The following is a 17,704-nucleotide window of genomic DNA, read 5'->3' as shown; positions in this document are numbered from 1 at the left end:
CGGCGCACGGGCCGCCGTAGGGTGGCCGATGTGGCTGCTTCCGAAACCCCCCGAACCCGCCCCGGCGCCCCGCCCGGCGCGCCCGCCGCGGACCTGAGCGCGCTGGCCGCCGAGCTGCGCGGGCTGGCGCCGTCCTGCGGGCCGGTGCGGCTGGTCGCGGTGGACGGGCACGCGGGCTCCGGCAAGACCACCTTCGCGGGCCGGCTGGCCGCCGCGCTCGGGGGCGCTCCGGTGGTCCACCTGGACGACCTGGCCACCCACGCCGAGCCGTTCGGCTGGACCGGGCGGCTGCGCACGCAGGTGCTGGAGCCGCTGGCGGCCGGGCGGGACGCCGCGTACGAGGTGTACGACTGGACGCTGCGCCGGTTCGCCTCGACGGCGGGGGTACCGCTCGCGCCCGTGGTGCTGGTGGAGGGGGTCGGTGCCGGGCGGCGCGCGGTGCGGCCGCGGCTGGCCCGGCTGGTCTGGATGGAGCTGGCGGCCGAGGACGCCCGGCGGCGCGGCGAGGAGCGGGACGGCCCGGCACTGGCGGAGTTCTGGGAGGGCTGGGCGCGGGCCGAATCGGCACATTTCGCCGCCGACCCGAGCCGCCCGTACGCCGGGACGACGGTCGACGGAGTGACCCGGCGGATCTTGCCGAGCACCGTCGGTGAACCTTCAACAAGCCCTTGACCTGCGGTATCACCAGAACATAGGTTCTCCTCAGTTGCCCAACTCGTTGAGCGGGCAACATTCGGACGCGGCATCCCCGGCTTGTTCCCCCGTGAGCCGGGGGTGCCGTCTCCGCCCTCCCGCCCGAGTGCCGGCCCCGTTTCCGGCCCGAGCGCCGGCCCGGACGCCGGTTCGAACCCGTCCGACCCGTGCGAACGCCCAACAACCGTGCCCTCGATCGCATTTGACTGCGCGCGGCACCCTTCCGGATCAGCGCCACGCCGGTACGATTCCTGGCAGGCGCATTGGCGCCCCGGGGGCTTCGACCACCGGCCGGCTCTCCGCACACGACATGCCGGCCGAGCCCCGAGGCACACCGCGGGGGGCGTGAGTGACGACGGTGGACAATTCCGACAGCAACAACGCGGGCGGCCCGGCTCCGAACCGGCTCGCCGACCGGGCCTGGCTGCGCGCCATGGACGCCTACACGGCGGGCGCGTACGCCCGCGCGGAGGAGGAGTTCCGCGCGGCCGTCAGGCTGGACCCGGGGATGGCCGACGCCTGGCTCGGCCTGCACGCCCTGCGCAGCGACACCTCCGGGGCGCTGCTGGCGATGTACCGCCACCAGAAACGTTTCGGCGAGCAGCGCAGACTCCACCGCCGCCCGCTCAGCTCCTGGTACTGGCTGGGCTGGTGGGTCCAGCCGGTCCTGGAGGACGCCCGCGACCTGGCCCTCGCGCACGCCTCGCACTGGCTGGACGGGCGCCATCTCGCCGAGCTGGACCAGGCGTTGGAGCAGTGCCCGGCCCCCGGCGAGGACCCGTCCGCGCGGTTCCTGCACGCCTGCCGCTCCTACCTGCTCAAGGACTGGGAGCAGCTGATCCGGGACACCGACCGGCTGCTGGACGACCCGCTGCTCGGAATCGAGGCCGGGCTCTTCGCCGGGATGGCGCGGGTCCGGCTGGACATGTGCGCGCAGGCCCAGGCGCCGCTGGCGGCCTCGCTCGCCCGCTGCCGCTCCGAGCAGCCGCAGCGCAAGGAGCTGCGGTACTGGCTGGCCCGGGCGTATGAGGGGGCCGGGCGCAGCGCCGCCGCGCTGCCGCTCTACCGGGCGGTGCACCGGGCCGATCCGGCGTTCATGGACACCGCGTCGCGGCTGGCGGCGATCTCGGCCGAGGACGGGCTGGTCGACGGGCTGCTGGACGCCGTCGGCGGGGGCGCCGGCCGCGAGCCGGGGTCGGCCGTGTTCGGCGAAGAGGCGTTCGACGCGGCCGAGTTGGACGCTGCGGAGGCGGACACGGCGGGCCCGGATCCGACGGGGGCGGACGTCGCGGGGTACGGGGCTCCCGGGTTCGGCCCGGGGACGTTCGAGGCCGAGGCGTTCCCGGGGGACGCCTTCCCGGCCGAGGAGTTTCCGGCGGGGGAGTTTCCGGGTGCGGCGTTCCCGGCCGGGGAGTTTCCGGGTACGGCGTTCCCGGCCGAGGCCCCGGCGTCCGGCGAGGGGGCGGCCGAGCCCGCGGAGGCCGGGGCCCCGCCGCTGGCCGCCGGCGAGCGCTCCGGCTCGGCCGTCCCGCCCGTCGCCCCGGCCCCCGCCGCCGGGCCGGTGCCGAGCCGGGGCGAGGCCCTCCCCCGGGTCGCGAGCGCTTTCGCGCCCGCCGAACGGGAGGGCGGCGAGCGGGAGTTGGACGAGGCCCTGGCCGAACTCGCCCGGATGGTCGGCCTGGAGCCGGTCAAGCGGCAGGTCCGGGCGCTCTCCGCGCAGCTGCGGATGTCCCGGCTGCGGGCGGCACAGGGCCTGCCGGTCCAGCCGCCCAAACGGCACTTCGTCTTCTCCGGCCCCTCCGGCACCGGCAAGACCACCGTGGCGCGCATCCTCGGCCGGGTCTTCCACGCCCTCGGCCTGCTCTCCGGCGACCATCTGGTCGAGGCCCAGAGAGCCGACCTGGTCGGCGAGTTCCTCGGCCAGACGGCCGTCAAGGCGAACGACCTGATCGACTCCGCGCTGGACGGCGTGCTCTTCATCGACGAGGCGTACAGCCTCTCCAACTCCGGCTACAGCAAGGGCGACGCGTACGGCGACGAGGCGCTCCAGGTGCTGCTCAAGCGGGCCGAGGACAACCGCGACCGGCTGGTGGTGATCCTGGCCGGCTACCCGGAGGGGATGAACCGGCTGCTCGCCACCAACCCCGGGCTCAACTCCCGCTTCACCACCCGGGTCGACTTCCCCAGCTACCGCCCCGGCGAGCTGACCGCGATCGGCGCGGCGCTCGCCGACCGGGACGGCGACGGCTGGGACGAGGACGCCGCCGAGGAGCTGGCCAGCATCTGCACCCATGTGGTGCGCGAGGGCTGGATCGACGACCTCGGCAACGGCCGGTTCATCCGCACCCTGTACGAGAAGTCCTGCGCCTACCGGGACCTCCGGCTCTCGCTGCTGCGCGAGCCGCCGGGCCGCGAGGACCTGGCGACGCTGCGGCTGCCGGACCTCGTGCAGGCCTACGGCGAGCTGATCGACGGTCGGGGCTGACGCTGCAGCCCCGGCCGCCGGTCCGCCGCTCAGCCGGCCAGGACCTTGGCCTCCCGCTCCGGGTCGAGGCCGACCACCGGCCGGTCCGGACGCTGCGGAGCCGTCCCGCCGACGGACTGCAGCCAGGCCCAGGTGTCCGCGACCGTCTCCGCCACCGGCCGGCAGCGCAGCCCTGCGGCCACCGCCCTGGCCACGTCGGAGCCGTGCAGGGCGTCGTGCAGCTCGCCCGGCGGGGTCCAGACCGGCAGGTCGCTCCAGGGCTCGATGCCGGCCGCCAGGATCGGGCCGGGCTCGGTCCAGCGCAGCTCGGCGTCCGAGCCGGTGACCCGGACGCAGGCCTCCAGCAGCCCGCCCATGGTGGCGTGCCCCTGCGGGCTGACCAGGTCGTACGCGCCGCCGAGACCGGCCGCCAGGGCGTCGAGGGTCCAGACCGCGACGTCGCGGGCGTCGATGTACTGGATCCCGAGGTCGCGCGGGCCCGGGGCGAGCACCGGGCCGCCGCGGGAGATCCGGCCCAGCCACCAGGGCAGCCGGCCGATGTTCTCGTACGGGCCGATGATCAGCCCGGCGCGGGCGAACAGGGCCCGGTCACCGAGGGCGTCCAGCAGGGCCAGCTCGGCGCCCCGCTTGGCCTGCGGGTACGGCACCTCGCCGGCGTCCGGCGAGCCCTCGACCACCGGCGCGCTCTCGTCCGCCCCGGCCGGGGTCGGGTACTCGTACACCGACCGGCTGGACACGTACCCGTAGCGGCCGACCCGGTCGGCCAGCAGGCGGGCGCTGTCGCGCACCGCCGAGGGGGCACCCGACCAGGTGTCCACCACCGCGTCCCACTCCCCCTCGGCCAGCGCGGCCAGGCCGCCCTCGGCCGTCCGGTCCCCGTGCAGGGCGCGTACGCCCTCCGGGGGCTCGTGCGTCCCCCGGTGGAAGACCGTCACCTCCCATCCCCGGGCCAGCGCCTCCTCCGTGACGGCGCGACCGACGAACTCCGTTCCACCCAGCACCAGAAGCCTCATGCCGACCACCCTGCACAGAAGGTGGCCGGCATGGGAACAGGCGAACGCTCAGAGCAGAATCGCCCACAGCGGAACCGCCCGGCGGCGGGTCAGGCGGCGGAGCGGTGGTCCGGGTCGTGCACCTCGCCGACCAGCTCCTCCACCACGTCCTCCAGCGTCACCACGCCGAGCGTGCGCCCGTCCTCGTCGAGCACGGCGGCCAGGTGGCAGGTGGCCCGGCGCATCGCGCCGAGCGCGTCGTCCAGCAGGAGCGTGCCGCGCAGCACCGTGATCGGCCGCCAGAGGCGGGCCGGGACGGGAGCAGACTGGTCCTCGACGTCCAGGATGTCCTTGAGGTGCAGGTAGCCGAGGTAGCCGTGGCCGGCCGGGTCGCCGTCCGTGACCGGGAAGCGCGAGAAGCCGGTGCGCAGCGCCAGCTCCTCGACCTGCGCGGCGGTCACCTTGGTGTCCACGGTGACCAGCTGCTCGGGCTTGAGCAGCACGTCGGTGACCGGGCGGCGGCCCATCTCCAGGGCGTCCTCCAGGCGCTCCTGGCGATCCTCGTCGAGCAGGCCGGCGTCCCGGGAGTCGAGCAGCAGGTACATCAGCTGCTCGGTGGTGAACACCGACTCCACCTCGTCCTTGGCCTCGACCTTGAACAGCTTCAGCACGCCGTTGGCGGAGGCGTTCAGGAAGCGGATCACCGGCGTGAGCCAGCGGGCGAGCCGGTCCAGCGGCGGGCCGAGCCAGAGCGCGGCCTTCTCGGGGCCGGCCAGCGCCATGTTCTTCGGCACCATCTCGCCCATCACCATGTGCAGGAAGACCACCACGGCCAGCGCGATGCCGAACGACAGCGGGTGCATCAGGCCGGACGGGATCCCGACCGCGTGGAACGGGCCCTCCAGCAGGTGGGCGATGGTCGGCTCGGCGAGGGCGCCGAGGCCCAGCGAGCAGACGGTGATGCCGAGCTGGGCGGCGGCGAGCATCGCGGAGACGTTGGAGAGCGCGTGCAGCACGGTGCGGGCGCGCCTGTTGCCGGCCTCGGCGAGCGGTTCGATCTGGCTGCGCCGGACCGAGATGACGGCGAACTCGGCGCCGACGAAGAACGCGTTGCCGAGGAGCAGCAGGAGCGCGACGGCCAGTTGGAGCGCGGTCATCGGGTCCCGTCCTCGTCGTCGCCGAACTGGTGGTGGCCGCCGGTGCGTTCCACCCGCACCCGGCTGGTGCGGTGGCGGTCCACGGCCTCGACGGTGAACCGCCAGCCGGGCAGCTCGGCCTGTTCGCCCGGGGCGGGCAGCCGGCCGAGCAGGTCGGAGACCAGGCCGGCCAGCGTCTCGTACGGACCGTCCGGGGCGTGCAGGCCGATGGCCTCCAGCTGGTCGATCCGGGCCCGGCCGTCGGCGGCCCAGACGGGCTGCCCGCCGACCGGCGGCAGCGGGACCAGCTCGGGGGTGTCGGCCGGGTCGTGCTCGTCCTGCACCTCGCCGACGATCTCCTCGACGATGTCCTCGACGGTGACCACGCCGGCGGTGCCGCCGTACTCGTCCACCACGATGGCCATCGGCTGGAGCCGGCGCAGCTGGTCGAGCAGCCGCTCGGCCGGGAGCGTCTCGGGCACCAGCAGCGGCGGCACGGCGAGCTCGCCGACCCGCACCAGGCCGCGCCGGGCGGGCGGGACGGCGAGGGCGTCCTTGAGCGTGACGGTGCCGGTGACCTCGTCCAGGCTGTCCGTGTAGACCGGGAAGCGGGAGAGGCCGGTGGCCCTGGTGAGGTTGAGCACGTCGGCGGCGCTGGCATCCCGCTGGAGGGCGGCGACGTCCACGCGCGGGGTCATCACCGACTCGGCCGTCAGCTGGCCCAGGCCGAGCGTGCGCACGAACAGGGTGGCCGACTCCTCGTCTATCGCACCGGCCTTCGCCGAGTGCCGGGCCAGCGAGACCAGCTCAGCCGGGGTGCGGGCGTGGCCCAGCTCCTCCTGCGGCTCGATCCCGAAGGCGCGGACGGTGCGGTCCGCGGAGCCGTTCAGGAAGCTGATCAGCGGGCGGCAGGTGCGGGAGAACGCCATGTGCGGGGCGGCCACCGCGCGGGCCACCTGGAGCGGCCGGGAGATCGCCCAGTTCTTCGGGACGAGCTCACCGATCACCATCTGCACCACGGTGGCCATCAGCATGCCGATGATGACGGCGGCGCCGCGGGCGGCCCCGTCGGACAGGCCGACGCCGGTGAACACGGGCTTCAGCAGGACGGACAGCGCCGGCTCGGCGAGCATGCCGACCACCAGCGAGGTGACGGTGATGCCGAGCTGGGCTCCGGAGAGCTCGAAGGAGAGGTGGCGCAGGGCCCTGGCGACCCGGCCGGACTGCGCGTCGCCGGCCTCGGCGGCACGCTCGACGGCCCCGCGCTCGACGGTCACGAAGGCGAACTCGGCGGCCACGAAGAGGCCGTTGGCGAGGATGAGCAGAAGTGCCGCGAACAGCAGCAGCCAGGCGGTGATCACAGTGCCGCCTGCCTTCCGGTGGTGGGAAGTGGGGCGGCGTGGGTACTACCGGACGGATCGTCCATGGACGGGGGGTGTCACTCCTCTGGTCGTTGCGGAGCAGGGCCAGAGGACCGCCGGCGGTGCGCTTTGCCCTGCTTTTACCAGCGTAGACGATACCCGTACGACTGTCGGATCCGTGTTCGGACAGACCGCCCACGGCTGTGGGGGCCTGCCGGGCCGTTCGCGGCCGGCCGGTCAGCGGCCGTGGTGCTCGACGAGGTCGCGCAGCGCGCGGGCGTCCGCGATCGCCTGCGCCTTGCCCACGCCGGACTGGATGCCGACCGCCGCGAGCGAGGTGCCGTCGGCAAGGTCGAGCGTCGCCCACGGGTCGCCCTGGCGGAAGTTGACCCGGACGATCTCGGCCCAGCTCAGCCGGCGGCGGCGGACGAAGTTCACCACGGTGATGCCCTCGGCGTCCGCGCTCACCCGCGGGCGGGCCAGCATCAGGCCGGCGGCGGCGAAGAAGACCCCGCTGAGCACCATCATGATCCGGTCGTTGAGCTGCCAGCTCGCCGGGAGCGCGACCGCGATCACGGCGAACAGGACGACCAGCAGCGCGCAGACCGGCAGCAGCACGGCCCGGGTACGGCGCGGCGCCCAGGTGACGGGGAGCTCGGCGGGGGTGGACACGTGGGGTCTCCGGGGGTCGTTCTGGGGGAGTCCGGCCTGGGGAAGTCCAGCGGATGGGGGGGGGGGGGGGGGGGGGGGCCCCCCCCCCCCCCCCCCCCGCCCCATTGAACCGGTGCTTGACTCCGTGCCGGCGGCCGCCTCCGGGGCCGGAGGAGGCCGGCGTCAGAGGCCGCGGGCGGTCAGAGGCGGCAGGCGTGGATGTTGGTGACCAGGATCGCCCGGGCGCCGATGCCCCAGAGGTCGTCCATGATCCGCTGGGCCTCCTTGCGGAGCACCATCGAGCGGACCGCGACCCAGCCCTCGGTGTGCAGCGGCGAGACGGTCGGCGACTCCAGGCCCGGGGTCAGCGCGACGGCCGCGCTCACGTTCTCGGCACGGATGTCGTAGTCCATCAGCACGTAGCGGCGGGCCACCAGCACACCCTGCAGGCGGCGCAGGAACTGGTCGACGCCGGCGTCCTCGCCCGCGCCCTTGGGGCGGATGACCACCGCGTCGGAGACCAGGATCGGGTCACCGAACACCTCCAGGCCGGCGTTGCGCAGGCTGGTGCCGGTCTCCACCACGTCGGCGATCACGTCGGCGACGCCCAGCTGCACCGCGGTCTCCACCGCACCGTCCAGCTTGGTCACGGTGGCCTTGACCCCGTGGTCGGCGAGGTGCTGCTCGACCAGACCGGTGTACGAGGTGGCGATCCGCAGCCCCTCCAGGCCCTGCACGTCCTTGACGTCCACGCCCTCCGGGCGGGCGAAGCGGAAGGTGGAGCCGCCGAAGCCGAGCGCCAGCACCTCCTCCGCGTTGGAGTGCGAGTCGAGCAGCAGGTCGCGGCCGGTGATGCCGACGTCCAGGCGGCCGGAGCCGACGTACACCGCGATGTCGCGCGGGCGCAGGAAGAAGAACTCGACCTGGTTGTCCGGGTCGACGAGGACGAGCTCCTTCGGGTCCTTGCGCTGGCGGTAGCCGGCCTCATGGAGCATCTCCGCCGCGGGACCCGAGAGCGAACCCTTGTTGGGGAGGGCGATGCGCAGCATGGAGGTCGGTTCCTTACCTGTTTTGGTGGGGTGGTGCGGTTTCTCTGGACCGGTGACTAGAGGTACTTGTAGACGTCGTCGAGCGTCAGCCCGCGGGCGACCATCATCACCTGAAGGTGGTAGAGGAGCTGGGAGATCTCCTCGGCGGTCTGCTCGTCCGACTGGAACTCGGCGGCCATCCAGACCTCGGCGGCCTCCTCGACGACCTTCTTGCCGATCGCATGGACGCCCTGCTGGACGAGCTGCGCGGTACGGGAGGACGAGGGGTCGCCGGTGGCGGCCTTCTGCTGGAGCTCGGTGAAGAGCTCCTCGAATGTCTTCGAAGCCATGATGGACTCACCTTAAGGCGTGCGGGCTTACAGGCGGTAAACGGTCCCGGACCGTGGACAGTCCAATGGACATCCACGGTCCGGGGGGCCGAACGCGGGTTCGCGGGGAGCGCGCGGGGGCGTCAGGTCAGAGCGCGCGCAGGGCGACGGCGGTGGCCACGGCGGCGGTGACGGCCTCGTGACCCTTGTCCTCCGCGGAGCCCGGCAGGCCCGCGCGGTCCACAGCCTGCTGCTCGTTGTCGCAGGTCAGGACACCGAAGCCGACCGGCACGCCGGTGTCCACACTGACCTGGGTGAGGCCCGAGGTCGCCGCCTGGCAGACGTAGTCGAAGTGCGGGGTGCCGCCTCGGATGACCACGCCGAGGGCGACCACGGCGTCGTAGCCGCGCTCGGCGAGCCGCTTGGCCGCGACCGGCAGCTCGAAGGTGCCGGGGACGCGCAGCACCGTCGGCTCGGCGATGCCCAGCTCCTTCAGCGCGCGGTGCGCGCCGTCCAGCAGGCCGTTCATCACCTGCTCGTGCCACTGGGCGGCGATCACGGCGACCTTGAGGTCGGCGGCGTTGTCGATGGTCAGCTCGGGGGCGCCGTGGCCGCTCATGTGCTGGTCCTCTTTCGGGGTTCGGTCGGGAGGTGGTTCGGGTTCAGGAGCCGAGGCCGGGCAGGTCGTGGCCCATCCGGTCGCGCTTGGTGCGCAGGTAGCGCAGGTTGTGCTCGCCGGCCGGGGTCTCGACCGGCACGCGACCCTTCACCTTGAGGCCGTGCTCGGTGAGCGCGGCGAGCTTCTCCGGGTTGTTGGTGAGCAGGGTGAGCGAGCGCACCCCGAGGTCCCCGAGCATCTGCGCGCCGATGCTGTAGTCGCGGGCGTCGGCGGGCAGGCCGAGGTCCAGGTTGGCGTCGACGGTGTCGCGGCCCTGCTCCTGCAGCTCGTAGGCGCGCAGCTTGTGGGCCAGGCCGATGCCCCGGCCCTCGTGGCCGCGCAGGTAGAGGACGACGCCGCGGCCGGCCTCGGCGACCTTCCGGAGCGACGCCTCCAGCTGCGGCCCGCAGTCGCAGCGCAGCGAGCCGAACACGTCGCCGGTCAGGCACTCGGAGTGGACCCGCACCAGCACGTCCTCACCGTCCGGCAGCCGGCCGTCGGCGTCCAGGCCGCCCGCGACCAGGGCGAGGTGCTCGATCCCGTCGATGCTGCCCTGGTAGCCGACCGCGGTGAACTCCCCGTACGCGGTGGGCAGCGCGGTGACGGCGGCCCGGTCCACGTGCAGCTCGGTGCGGCGGCGGTAGGCGATCAGGTCCTCGATCGAGATGATCGCCAGGCCGTGCTCGCGGGCGAAGGCGACCAGCTCGGGCAGCCGCGCCATGGTGCCGTCATCGTTGACCACCTCGGCGATCGCACCGGCCGGCGCCAGCCCGGCCAGACGGGCCAGGTCGACGGCGGCCTCGGTGTGGCCGGGGCGGACCAGCACCCCGCCCTCGACGGCCCGCAGCGGGAAGACGTGCCCGGGGCGGGTGAGGTCGGCCGGCTCGGTGCCGGCCGAGGAGAGCAACCGGACGGTACGGGCGCGGTCGGCGGCCGAGATACCGGTGTCGACCCCGTCGCGGGCGTCGACCGAGACGGCGTAGGCGGTGCCCTTGCGGTCCTCGTTGACCTGGGTCATCGGGGGCAGCTTGAGCCGGTCCAGCTCGTCGCCGGTCATCGGCGCGCAGATCACACCGGAGCTGTAGCGGATGGTGAACGCCATCAGCTCGGGGGTGGCCGCGGAGGCGGCGAAGACGATGTCGCCCTCGTTCTCGCGGTCCTCGTCGTCGACCACGATCACGGCGCGGCCGAGCGCGATGTCGGCGACGGCCCGCTCGACGGGGTCGAGCACGAGGTCCTCGGCCAGGAGGTCTTCGGTGGCGGGGTCGGTGCTCATGCGGAGGCTCCCTGGAGGACGGTGGCGGACGTGGTGCGGGGCTCACGGGTGCTCAGCCACCAGGAGCGCAGGCCGAGCAGCACCAGAACGAAGTAGATCGAGTAGGTGAGGCCGGAGAACGAGTAGCCGCTGTTGAAGGCGAGCGGGACGCCGACGACGTCGACGGCGATCCAGGCGAACCAGAACTCCACCCAGCCGCGGGCCTGGGCGACCATCGCCGCCAGCGTGCCCACGAAGATGTAGGCGTCCGACCAAGGGCTCCAGGACAGGCTGGGGTTGGCCAGGAACAGCCAGGCCAGAGCGCCCGTGCCGAGCGCGGTGCCGGCCACCAGGGCGGCCCGCTCCGGCCAGCTCGCGAACCGGACGGCGATCTCACCGGTGCCGCGGCGGCCGCGCTGCCACTGCGTCCAGCCCCAGGCGGCCGTGGCGACGACGATCAGCTGCTTGCCGATCAGGCCGGGCACATGGCCGTTCAGGTAGGCCGTGATCAGCACGAGGCCGGAGAGCAGCTGGACCGGCCAGCTCCACACCGAGCGGCGCCAGCCCAGCGCGAGCGCGGACAGCCCGAGCAGGTTGCCGAACATGTCGGCCCACTTCACGTGCTCACCGAAGACGGTGAACGCTTCTCCACTGAGCCAGTTCACTTCGACTCTCCGGTCGTCTCAGCGGTCGTCCCGGCAGCGATCGTGGGGGGCAGGGTGCGCGATTCGAGCAGGCGCTCCACGTACTTGGCGAGGACGTCGACCTCAAGGTTGACGCTCTCACCGACGGTCTTGGCGCCCAGCGTGGTCAGCGCGAGGGTGGCGGGGATGAGGCTGACGGTGAAGCTGTCCCGGGCCGCCTCGACCACGGTGAGGCTGACGCCGTCCACGGTGATCGAGCCCTTCTCCACCAGGTAGCGGGAGATGCTGTCGGGCAGCGAGAAGCGCAGCACCTCCCAGCGGAGGTTGCCCTCCGCGTCGCGCTCGCCGGGCTCGCGGCCCAACAGGGTGCCGGCGGCGTCGACATGACCCTGCACGAGGTGGCCGCCGAGCCGGGCGCCGAGCGCCATCGCCCGCTCCAGGTTGACCCGCGAGCCGGGCTTCAGCTCGCCCAGGCTGGAGCGGTGCAGCGTCTCGGCCATCACGTCGGCACTGAACTCGCCGCTCTCGGCGGCCAGTTGCTCGGGGCTGTCGACGACGGTCAGGCAGACGCCGTTGACCGCGATGGAGTCGCCGTGGTGCGCGCCCTGACAGACCACCGGGCCGCGCAGGCGGATTCGCGAGGAGTCGCCGATCTCCTCGATCGACACGACCTCGCCGAGCTCTTCGATGATGCCGGTGAACACCCGGGTTCTCCTCGCGCTTGGGGCGCGGACTCCGGGGCGGCATGGGAGAGGACACGGACGGGCACGGGTGCACGGACTCCGGACACGACCCGTCGCCGGGGTGCCGCAGAACCGCCGGGAGAGAGCTCTCCCGTCGCACACCTTCCCGAGGTCCACCGGGGGACCACGGGCACTGCTCTTCGTCCGCCGCGCACGCCTCCCATCCGGACTTTAACCGTCGGTCCAGGAATTTCACCTGGTCAACCGGCCGCTGGCTGCGGACGGGTCGCGGACTGTAACCGCCGGTTCGGATTTTCACCGACCCCGGAGTGCGCTGAACGTCACTGCTACTACTGACGTCATTGTGCCATGATCCGCGCGAAGCGAGGGAGAGCCTTTCGCTGTGGCCTGTTTCACGTGCGGGGCGGGAATGCGCCGGGGTGCGCGGACGACGGATTCCGGCCGCCCGGCGCAGGACCGGCGCCGCCCGTCACGGCTCCGACGGCACCGTCGTCAGGGTTCCAGCAGCGTCACCTCGGCGCGGTGGCGGCGCTGCTGTTCGGCGTCCCAGTCCCCCGTGCAGTAGACGCAGACGCGGTCGATCGCGCCGTCCCGGACGTCGGCGCGCAGCAGCTCGCGGCAGTACCAGCGCCCGCCGTCCTGCTCCCAGCTCTCCTCGACCTCCAGGACGAACCCGGTGCCGGTCCGGTCCATACGGTGGCGCGCAACGGTGCCGGGGGCCGGGTGGCCGCTCTTCCTCAGGGCGACCAGGCCGTCGACACCGCGGGACTGCAACCGCCAGTACGGGACGGTGAGGTCGCAGAACACATCGGGGCGGAAGAGGCCGTCGCGGCCGACGAAGGGAAGCACGGGCATCGGGCCGTCCTCTCACCCGGGGCTGCACCGGGGGTGGCCCCGTTCCGAGCCTAGGGCTCCGCACCGGTGGGTGTCCGGTGGCGGGCCCGGGTGCGACGGGCGCAGGCTGGTGGTACGCGGCCGGCGACGGCCGGCCGGGGACTCCTGGAGGTGCGAGAGCGATGGCCAAGTTCATGGACGTCCACCACGGCATGGCGGGTATCACCGAGGAACAGCTGCGGATGGCCCACCGGGCCGACCTGGCGATCGAGGGCGACGAGGGCGTGCACTTCGAGCAGGCGTGGGCCGACCCGGAGTCGGGCACCGTCTACTGCCTCTCCGAGGCGCCGTCCAAGGAGGCCGTGCAGCGCATCCACGAGCGCAGCGGGCACCCGGCGGACGAGATCCATCCGGTGCCGCTGATGGTCTGACCGCCGACGGACCGGACCCGGGCTGTCCGCCGGTCGGCGTCAGCGCAGGTCAGACCGGCGTCGGCGTGGGTCAGAGCGGCCGGACGGCCGGGATCGGCGTGAAGTGGGTGACCTCGGGCGGGTGCGCCAGGTAGCGCAGCTCGCCCTCCGACCAGACCGGCCGGATCCGCCACATCGGCCCCGCGTACCCGCGCAGGGCCTCCTCGTCGCGCCATCGGCTCACCACCAGCACCCGGTGGCCGTCCTCGGTCACCGACCGCAGCAGCTCGCCGCCCAGGCAGCCGTCCGTCTGCCCGAGCTGCGGGATCACCTGTGACGTCAGCAGGGCGCAGAACTCTTCGATGTGCCCGGCCATGACCTGCCCGGCCCAGATCCTCACGATCACGGCCACCACCTCCCTGAGGCACTCCGCACCAGGCTGCGGGCCGATGGAAACACCACAATTATCCGCCGTGGCGCCGTTCCGGCACCTGCCTCCTTTCCGGCAGTCGCGCGGAGGGTGCCCGACCAGTCCCGGGGGCGGGCGGACGGGGCTTCCGGGCGGTTGGGGGGCCTCCGCTAGATTTCCGGTATGACCAGCACACCAGAGACTGTCGTTCCGTCAACCACCGGGCCGGACGGGCCCGTCTCGCAGGGCGCGCAGGGGGGCCTGTTCGCGGCGCTCAGCGCGGACGCCGTGAAGGACGCGGCAGACCTCCGGGAGATCTACGAGCAGCCGAGCGACCATGCGCGGCGCAAGCAGGTGGACCGGATCCACGAGGTGGCCCGGCAGCTGATCGCCTGCTCGTCGCTGGTCTTCGTGGCCAGTGCGGATGCCGCCGGGCGGTGCGACGTGTCGCCGCGCGGCGGGCCGGCCGGGCTGGTCTCGGTGCTGGACGAGCACACGCTGGCGATTCCGGACGCCACCGGCAACAAGCGGCTGGACACCCTGCACAACATCATCGAGACCGGGCAGGTCGGGCTGATCTTCGTGGTGCCCGGCCGGGACACCACACTGCGGGTCAACGGGCGGGCCTGCGTCTCCACCGATCCGCGGCTGCTGGAGCAGCTGACGGCGGTCGGCAAGCCACCGCGCAGTGCGATCGTGGTGGCGGTCGAGGAGGTGTACGCGCACTGCCCGAAGGCGCTCCTGCGCGGCTCGGCGTGGAAGCCGGAGAACTGGCTCGCCAAGGACGCGCAGCCCACCTCGGCGGCGGTCACCCTCTCCCACCTGCGGGATCCCTCGCTGACGATCGAGATGATCGAGCAGAACGAGCGGGAGGCGCTGCTGTACCGCTACGAGTAGCCGGGCGGCGGTCGGCGGCCCGCCGCACCCGGGCGGCGGCCGGACGGGTGAAGCCGCGCCGTGGAGGGTTCGCGGGCGTGCCGGGGCGGCGGGCGGTCGCTTGAATGGACGGATGGACTGCGTCTTCTGTGCGGTGGTGGCGGGCGAGGAGCCCGCGCACCGGGTGCTGGACGACGAGGCGGCGGTGGCCTTCCTGGACCGGCGGCCGCTCTTCCCCGGCCATGTGCTGGTCGTTCCGCGCGCCCACCACCGCACGCTGGCGGACCTGCCGGCGGCGGAGGTGGGCCCGTTCTTCCTGCAGGTGCAACGGGTGGCGGCCGCCGTGGAGCGTGGGCTCGGGGCGGCGGGCAGCTTCGTCGCGGCGAACAACCGGATCAGCCAGTCGGTGCCGCACCTGCACGTCCATGTGGTGCCGCGCAATCCGAAGGACGGGCTGCGCGGCTTCTTCTGGCCGCGCGGGAAGTACCCGGACGAGGCGGGCGCGGCGGAGGTCGCCGAGCGGCTGCGCGCGGCGCTCGCCCCGTCCTGACGGTTGCCGTCCGGGCGGCTCAGCCCACCCGGACGTTGTCGAGCACCCAGTACCAGTTGTTGCTGCCGGTGTACCGGAACCGCAGCCGCAGCCGGCTCGCACCGGCCGGGACGGCCAGGGCCAGCGTCTGCCGGCCGTTGGTCTCGGCGCTGTAGCTCTTGACGACGACCGGCGTCCCGCCGTCCCAGACGGCCAGCACCTGGGCGGTCTGGCTGCCCTCCTGCTGGTAGTAGGTGGTGAACGAGACCGGGACGCTGCTCAGCCCGGCCACCGGGTACTCCGGGCTGACCAGGGTGGAGTCGTAGCTGCCCTTGAACGTCTTGTCGGCCCACTCGTCGGAGTCGGCGACGGCGAAGACGTTGCGGGAACGGACGTTCAGCTCGCGGAACTGGTCGCGCTGGGTCTTGGTCCAGAACTCGTCGGTGGTGAAGGCCCAGCCGCGCCACTCGGTGACGCCGCCCGTGCCCATCGCGGAGTTGTCGACCGACCAGCCGCTCGGCGGGGTGTGGGTGAAGCCGATGGTGCCGGCCGCGATGCCCGTCTCGTCCACCGGCCCGGTGAGCTGCGGGCGGAGCGCGTCGAAGGCGTCCGGGACGAGGCCGGCGACCGGGCTGCCGTCGAGATTCCAGGCCGGGTCGATCGCGAGCCCGAGGTGGGCGATCGCCGTGGGCGCGATGTCGACCATGCGGACGTCGTGGCGGACCGAACCGGCCGGGAGGCCACCGCCGTTGGCGATCACGAAGGTCTGCCGCTCGCTCCAGGTCGAGCCGCCGTGGCCGCCCGCGTCGGTGTGACCGTGGTCGGCGGTGACCATGATCAGCCAGTCCTCCTGCGCGTACGTGGCGCGCCCCCGGACGGCGGCGACGATCTGGCCGACCTGGCCGTCCACCCCGTGGATCGCGTCCAGGTACGCCTGGCTGGCGGCGCCACTGGCGTGACCGGCGTGGTCCACGTTGTCGAGCTGGACGAAGACGGCGTCCGGGTCGCCGTCGCGCAACTTGGCGACCGCGCGGGAGGTGGTGCCTGCGTCGTACTCGGCGGACGGCGTGGCGACGCGGGTGTCGACCTTGCCGGAGTAGACGGTGTCGGCGATCGGCGCCCAGGAGGCGACGACGTAGGTGGAGAGCGCGGGGGCGGCGGTCTCGATCCGGGTGAGGAAGTCGGGGTAGGCCGCGAACGCGGGGGCGGTGAAGTTGTTGTCCCTGACGTTGTGCTTGTCCGGCCAGACGCCGGTGGCGATGGTCGACCAGCCGGGGCCGGAGGCGGTGGCGGCCATCGGGTTGGCGTAGAGGCTGCTCGCGGCGGTGAAACCGCCGGCCATCAGGGCGTCCAGGTTGGGTGCGTCGGCGTCCTTGATGCGGTTGAGCATGGCGCCGTCCAGGCCGATGACCAGGACCTTCGGGGTTCGGGTCGTGGCCGCGGCGGCGGTGGTTTCGGCGGTGGCGGTGCTCTCGGTGGCGGCGCCGACGGTGGCGGCCACGGCGGTGCGCGCGAGCGGGCCGGCCGCGAGGAGGGTGGCGGCGGCGCCGAGGAACAGGCTGCGGCGGGGGATTCCGGTGGTCACGTCGTCTCCTGATGCTGCGTCACGGAGCTGAAGGGGCGGTGACTACGGTCGGAGCGGCGGGTGGACAGGGGTCGCCGGGGTTTCGTCCCGGGCGTGAACAGCGCTGGAATTCGGTCCAGACCCGTTATCGTTCAGTGATCAAATGGGTGGGCGGGGAGGAGGCGGCCGAGCTCGAGATCGGCCTCGCCCGGGGCGGCCGAGCCAGGGGTCGAACGGGCCCCGGGGGCGGCCGAGCCCGGGGCCCGTTCGTCGCCGTCGCCGTCGCCGCCGCCTGCGACGCCCCCACAGCCGCTGGTCAGTCGGCTTCGAGGCGGGTGGTGAAGCTGAAGCGGTCGCCGCGATACAGCGAGCGCACCCGCTCCAGCGGCGCACCGGCCGCGTCCCTGGTGAGCCGGTGCAGCAGCAGCATCGGCAGGGCGGGCGGCGTCCCGATCAGCAGCGCCTCGCGCGGCGAGGCGAGCACCGTCTCGATCCGCTCGTCGGCCGCGCCGAGCTCGACGCCCGCCTTCTCCTTCAGGAAGGCGTAGAACGACGATCCGGGGTCGAACTCCCGGTCCAGCTCCGGGACCCGCGCCACCGCCAGATAGGTGCTCTCCAGGCCGACCCGCTCACCGTCCGCGAGTAGCACCCGCTCCAGATGCCAGACCTGCTCCCCCACGCCGATGTCCAACTGCCCGGCCAGCAGCGGGTCGGCGGCGAACCGCTCCAGCCCGATCAGGTTGCGGCCCGGCACCCGCCCCTGGCGGCGGACGCCCTCGGTGTAGCTGGCCAGCGACAGCGGCTGCTCCAGCTTGGGCCCGGCCACCACGGTGCTGCGGCCGCGCCGCCGGACCCGCCCCTGGATCAGCAGGTCGCGCAACGCCTGCCGGAGGGTCTCGCGGGCCACCTCGAAGCGGGCGGCGAGGTCACGCTCGGTCGGCAGCACGCCACCCTCGCCGAGCTCGTCGAGCAGCGCCTCCAACTGGCCCTTGACGGAGTAGTACTTGGGTACCCGGCCGTGCTCGGGGATGCCCGCACGGATCGGCGTGCCGAGGCCGGGCAGGGGGTTCGCGGGCCCGGGGGTTTCGTCCATCCGGCCATCCTCGCAGACTCGGGCGGGCGTCCGATTCAGGCCGAATCGGCGGA

Annotated in this window: 19 protein-coding genes and 1 riboswitch; of the genes, 5 read left to right on the top strand and 14 right to left on the bottom strand. The window is 73.4% G+C overall.

What is annotated here, in order from left to right; genetic code table 11:
* The first annotated feature begins 30 nt into the window (after positions 1-30).
* Together ACZ6NC_RS21060 and ACZ6NC_RS21055 are read left to right on the top strand one after the other, a co-directional pair.
* Entirely contained in the window at positions 31-672 is a 642-nt protein-coding gene (locus tag ACZ6NC_RS21060; RefSeq protein ID WP_465734893.1) for a uridine kinase family protein, read from the top strand.
* 454 nt (positions 673-1,126) lie between these two features.
* Positions 1,127-3,178: an AAA family ATPase gene (locus tag ACZ6NC_RS21055; protein WP_465734999.1), complete on the top strand. Its 2,052-nt coding sequence runs from the start codon at positions 1,127-1,129 to the stop codon at positions 3,176-3,178.
* Positions 3,179-3,207: 29 nt separating this feature from the next.
* Here the strand turns inward: ACZ6NC_RS21055 and ACZ6NC_RS21050 are convergent, their stop codons facing one another.
* The 11 genes from ACZ6NC_RS21050 to ACZ6NC_RS21000 form a co-directional block, all read right to left on the bottom strand.
* Positions 3,208-4,191, bottom strand: coding sequence for an NAD-dependent epimerase/dehydratase family protein (locus tag ACZ6NC_RS21050; RefSeq protein WP_465734891.1), 984 nt, complete (start codon positions 4,189-4,191; stop codon positions 3,208-3,210).
* A gap of 89 nt (positions 4,192-4,280) precedes the next feature.
* The gene (locus ACZ6NC_RS21045) at positions 4,281-5,327 is read right to left on the bottom strand and encodes a hemolysin family protein (protein ID WP_465734889.1); all 1,047 of its coding nucleotides are present in this window, start codon (positions 5,325-5,327) and stop codon (positions 4,281-4,283) included.
* On the bottom strand, positions 5,324-6,667 hold the full coding sequence (locus ACZ6NC_RS21040; RefSeq protein WP_465734887.1) for a hemolysin family protein: 1,344 nt from the start codon (positions 6,665-6,667) through the stop codon (positions 5,324-5,326). The genes ACZ6NC_RS21045 and ACZ6NC_RS21040 overlap by 4 nt, the downstream gene beginning before the upstream one ends.
* Positions 6,668-6,904: 237 nt before the next feature.
* The gene (locus tag ACZ6NC_RS21035) at positions 6,905-7,339 is read right to left on the bottom strand and encodes a PH domain-containing protein (protein ID WP_465734885.1); all 435 of its coding nucleotides are present in this window, start codon (positions 7,337-7,339) and stop codon (positions 6,905-6,907) included.
* A 179-nt stretch (positions 7,340-7,518) separates the two neighbouring features.
* Entirely contained in the window at positions 7,519-8,367 is an 849-nt protein-coding gene (hisG, locus tag ACZ6NC_RS21030; RefSeq protein WP_465734883.1) for an ATP phosphoribosyltransferase, read from the bottom strand.
* 56 nt (positions 8,368-8,423) lie between these two features.
* The gene (locus ACZ6NC_RS21025; RefSeq protein WP_030306151.1) at positions 8,424-8,696 is read right to left on the bottom strand and encodes a phosphoribosyl-ATP diphosphatase; all 273 of its coding nucleotides are present in this window, start codon (positions 8,694-8,696) and stop codon (positions 8,424-8,426) included.
* 127 nt (positions 8,697-8,823) lie between these two features.
* Positions 8,824-9,294: a 6,7-dimethyl-8-ribityllumazine synthase gene (ribH, locus tag ACZ6NC_RS21020; protein WP_465734881.1), complete on the bottom strand. Its 471-nt coding sequence runs from the start codon at positions 9,292-9,294 to the stop codon at positions 8,824-8,826.
* Between the two features lie 43 nt (positions 9,295-9,337).
* On the bottom strand, positions 9,338-10,609 hold the full coding sequence (locus ACZ6NC_RS21015) for a bifunctional 3,4-dihydroxy-2-butanone-4-phosphate synthase/GTP cyclohydrolase II (protein WP_465734879.1): 1,272 nt from the start codon (positions 10,607-10,609) through the stop codon (positions 9,338-9,340).
* The gene (locus ACZ6NC_RS21010; protein WP_465734877.1) at positions 10,606-11,253 is read right to left on the bottom strand and encodes a nicotinamide mononucleotide transporter family protein; all 648 of its coding nucleotides are present in this window, start codon (positions 11,251-11,253) and stop codon (positions 10,606-10,608) included. The genes ACZ6NC_RS21015 and ACZ6NC_RS21010 overlap by 4 nt, the downstream gene beginning before the upstream one ends.
* Complete coding sequence (locus ACZ6NC_RS21005; RefSeq protein ID WP_465734876.1) at positions 11,250-11,936, bottom strand: riboflavin synthase; 687 nt, start codon at positions 11,934-11,936, stop codon at positions 11,250-11,252. Before ACZ6NC_RS21005 ends, ACZ6NC_RS21010 begins: the two co-directional genes overlap by 4 nt.
* 187 nt (positions 11,937-12,123) lie before the next feature.
* Positions 12,124-12,251: riboswitch (FMN riboswitch) on the bottom strand.
* 177 nt (positions 12,252-12,428) lie between these two features.
* Positions 12,429-12,791 (bottom strand): hypothetical protein, encoded by a 363-nt coding sequence (locus tag ACZ6NC_RS21000; RefSeq protein WP_465734874.1) that lies wholly within the window; start codon positions 12,789-12,791, stop codon positions 12,429-12,431.
* 161 nt (positions 12,792-12,952) lie between these two features.
* Between ACZ6NC_RS21000 and ACZ6NC_RS20995 the strand changes: the two genes are divergently transcribed.
* The gene (locus tag ACZ6NC_RS20995; protein ID WP_209410486.1) at positions 12,953-13,201 is read left to right on the top strand and encodes an SCO4226 family nickel-binding protein; all 249 of its coding nucleotides are present in this window, start codon (positions 12,953-12,955) and stop codon (positions 13,199-13,201) included.
* A 70-nt stretch (positions 13,202-13,271) separates the two neighbouring features.
* On the opposite strand, the gene ACZ6NC_RS20990 is transcribed toward ACZ6NC_RS20995, so the two are convergent.
* Positions 13,272-13,586 (bottom strand): antibiotic biosynthesis monooxygenase family protein, encoded by a 315-nt coding sequence (locus ACZ6NC_RS20990; protein WP_465734872.1) that lies wholly within the window; start codon positions 13,584-13,586, stop codon positions 13,272-13,274.
* 186 nt (positions 13,587-13,772) lie between these two features.
* Here ACZ6NC_RS20990 and ACZ6NC_RS20985 point away from each other — a divergent pair, with 186 nt between their 5' ends.
* Together ACZ6NC_RS20985 and ACZ6NC_RS20980 are read left to right on the top strand one after the other, a co-directional pair.
* Positions 13,773-14,486 (top strand): MSMEG_1061 family FMN-dependent PPOX-type flavoprotein, encoded by a 714-nt coding sequence (locus ACZ6NC_RS20985; RefSeq protein ID WP_465734871.1) that lies wholly within the window; start codon positions 13,773-13,775, stop codon positions 14,484-14,486.
* A gap of 112 nt (positions 14,487-14,598) precedes the next feature.
* A complete protein-coding gene (locus ACZ6NC_RS20980) occupies positions 14,599-15,015 on the top strand; it encodes an HIT family protein (RefSeq protein ID WP_465734870.1) in 417 nt (138 codons plus the stop codon).
* A 19-nt stretch (positions 15,016-15,034) separates the two neighbouring features.
* On the opposite strand, the gene ACZ6NC_RS20975 is transcribed toward ACZ6NC_RS20980, so the two are convergent.
* Both ACZ6NC_RS20975 and ACZ6NC_RS20970 read right to left on the bottom strand, forming a co-directional pair.
* Positions 15,035-16,579 (bottom strand): alkaline phosphatase family protein, encoded by a 1,545-nt coding sequence (locus tag ACZ6NC_RS20975; RefSeq protein WP_465734868.1) that lies wholly within the window; start codon positions 16,577-16,579, stop codon positions 15,035-15,037.
* Positions 16,580-16,874: 295 nt separating this feature from the next.
* A complete protein-coding gene (locus tag ACZ6NC_RS20970) occupies positions 16,875-17,651 on the bottom strand; it encodes a GntR family transcriptional regulator (RefSeq protein ID WP_465734866.1) in 777 nt (258 codons plus the stop codon).
* Between the last annotated feature and the right edge of the window lie 53 nt (positions 17,652-17,704).

It is taken from the genome of Kitasatospora sp. NPDC041988 (assembly GCF_055588525.1).
Note: the sequence above shows the minus strand (reverse complement) of the source record. Positions and strands in the feature narration are given on the sequence as shown.

Coding starts and splice junctions, on each gene's coding strand:
- ACZ6NC_RS21055 (WP_465734999.1), top strand. CDS start 1,127: ATGGACGCCTACACGGCGGGCGCGTACGCCCGCGCGGAGGAGGAGTTC.
- ACZ6NC_RS21050 (WP_465734891.1), bottom strand. CDS start 4,191: ATGAGGCTTCTGGTGCTGGGTGGAACGGAGTTCGTCGGTCGCGCCGTC.
- ACZ6NC_RS21045 (WP_465734889.1), bottom strand. CDS start 5,327: ATGACCGCGCTCCAACTGGCCGTCGCGCTCCTGCTGCTCCTCGGCAAC.
- hisG (WP_465734883.1), bottom strand. CDS start 8,367: ATGCTGCGCATCGCCCTCCCCAACAAGGGTTCGCTCTCGGGTCCCGCG.
- ACZ6NC_RS21025 (WP_030306151.1), bottom strand. CDS start 8,696: ATGGCTTCGAAGACATTCGAGGAGCTCTTCACCGAGCTCCAGCAGAAG.
- ribH (WP_465734881.1), bottom strand. CDS start 9,294: ATGAGCGGCCACGGCGCCCCCGAGCTGACCATCGACAACGCCGCCGAC.
- ACZ6NC_RS21015 (WP_465734879.1), bottom strand. CDS start 10,609: ATGAGCACCGACCCCGCCACCGAAGACCTCCTGGCCGAGGACCTCGTG.
- ACZ6NC_RS21000 (WP_465734874.1), bottom strand. CDS start 12,791: ATGCCCGTGCTTCCCTTCGTCGGCCGCGACGGCCTCTTCCGCCCCGAT.
- ACZ6NC_RS20995 (WP_209410486.1), top strand. CDS start 12,953: ATGGCCAAGTTCATGGACGTCCACCACGGCATGGCGGGTATCACCGAG.
- ACZ6NC_RS20985 (WP_465734871.1), top strand. CDS start 13,773: ATGACCAGCACACCAGAGACTGTCGTTCCGTCAACCACCGGGCCGGAC.
- ACZ6NC_RS20980 (WP_465734870.1), top strand. CDS start 14,599: ATGGACTGCGTCTTCTGTGCGGTGGTGGCGGGCGAGGAGCCCGCGCAC.
- ACZ6NC_RS20970 (WP_465734866.1), bottom strand. CDS start 17,651: ATGGACGAAACCCCCGGGCCCGCGAACCCCCTGCCCGGCCTCGGCACG.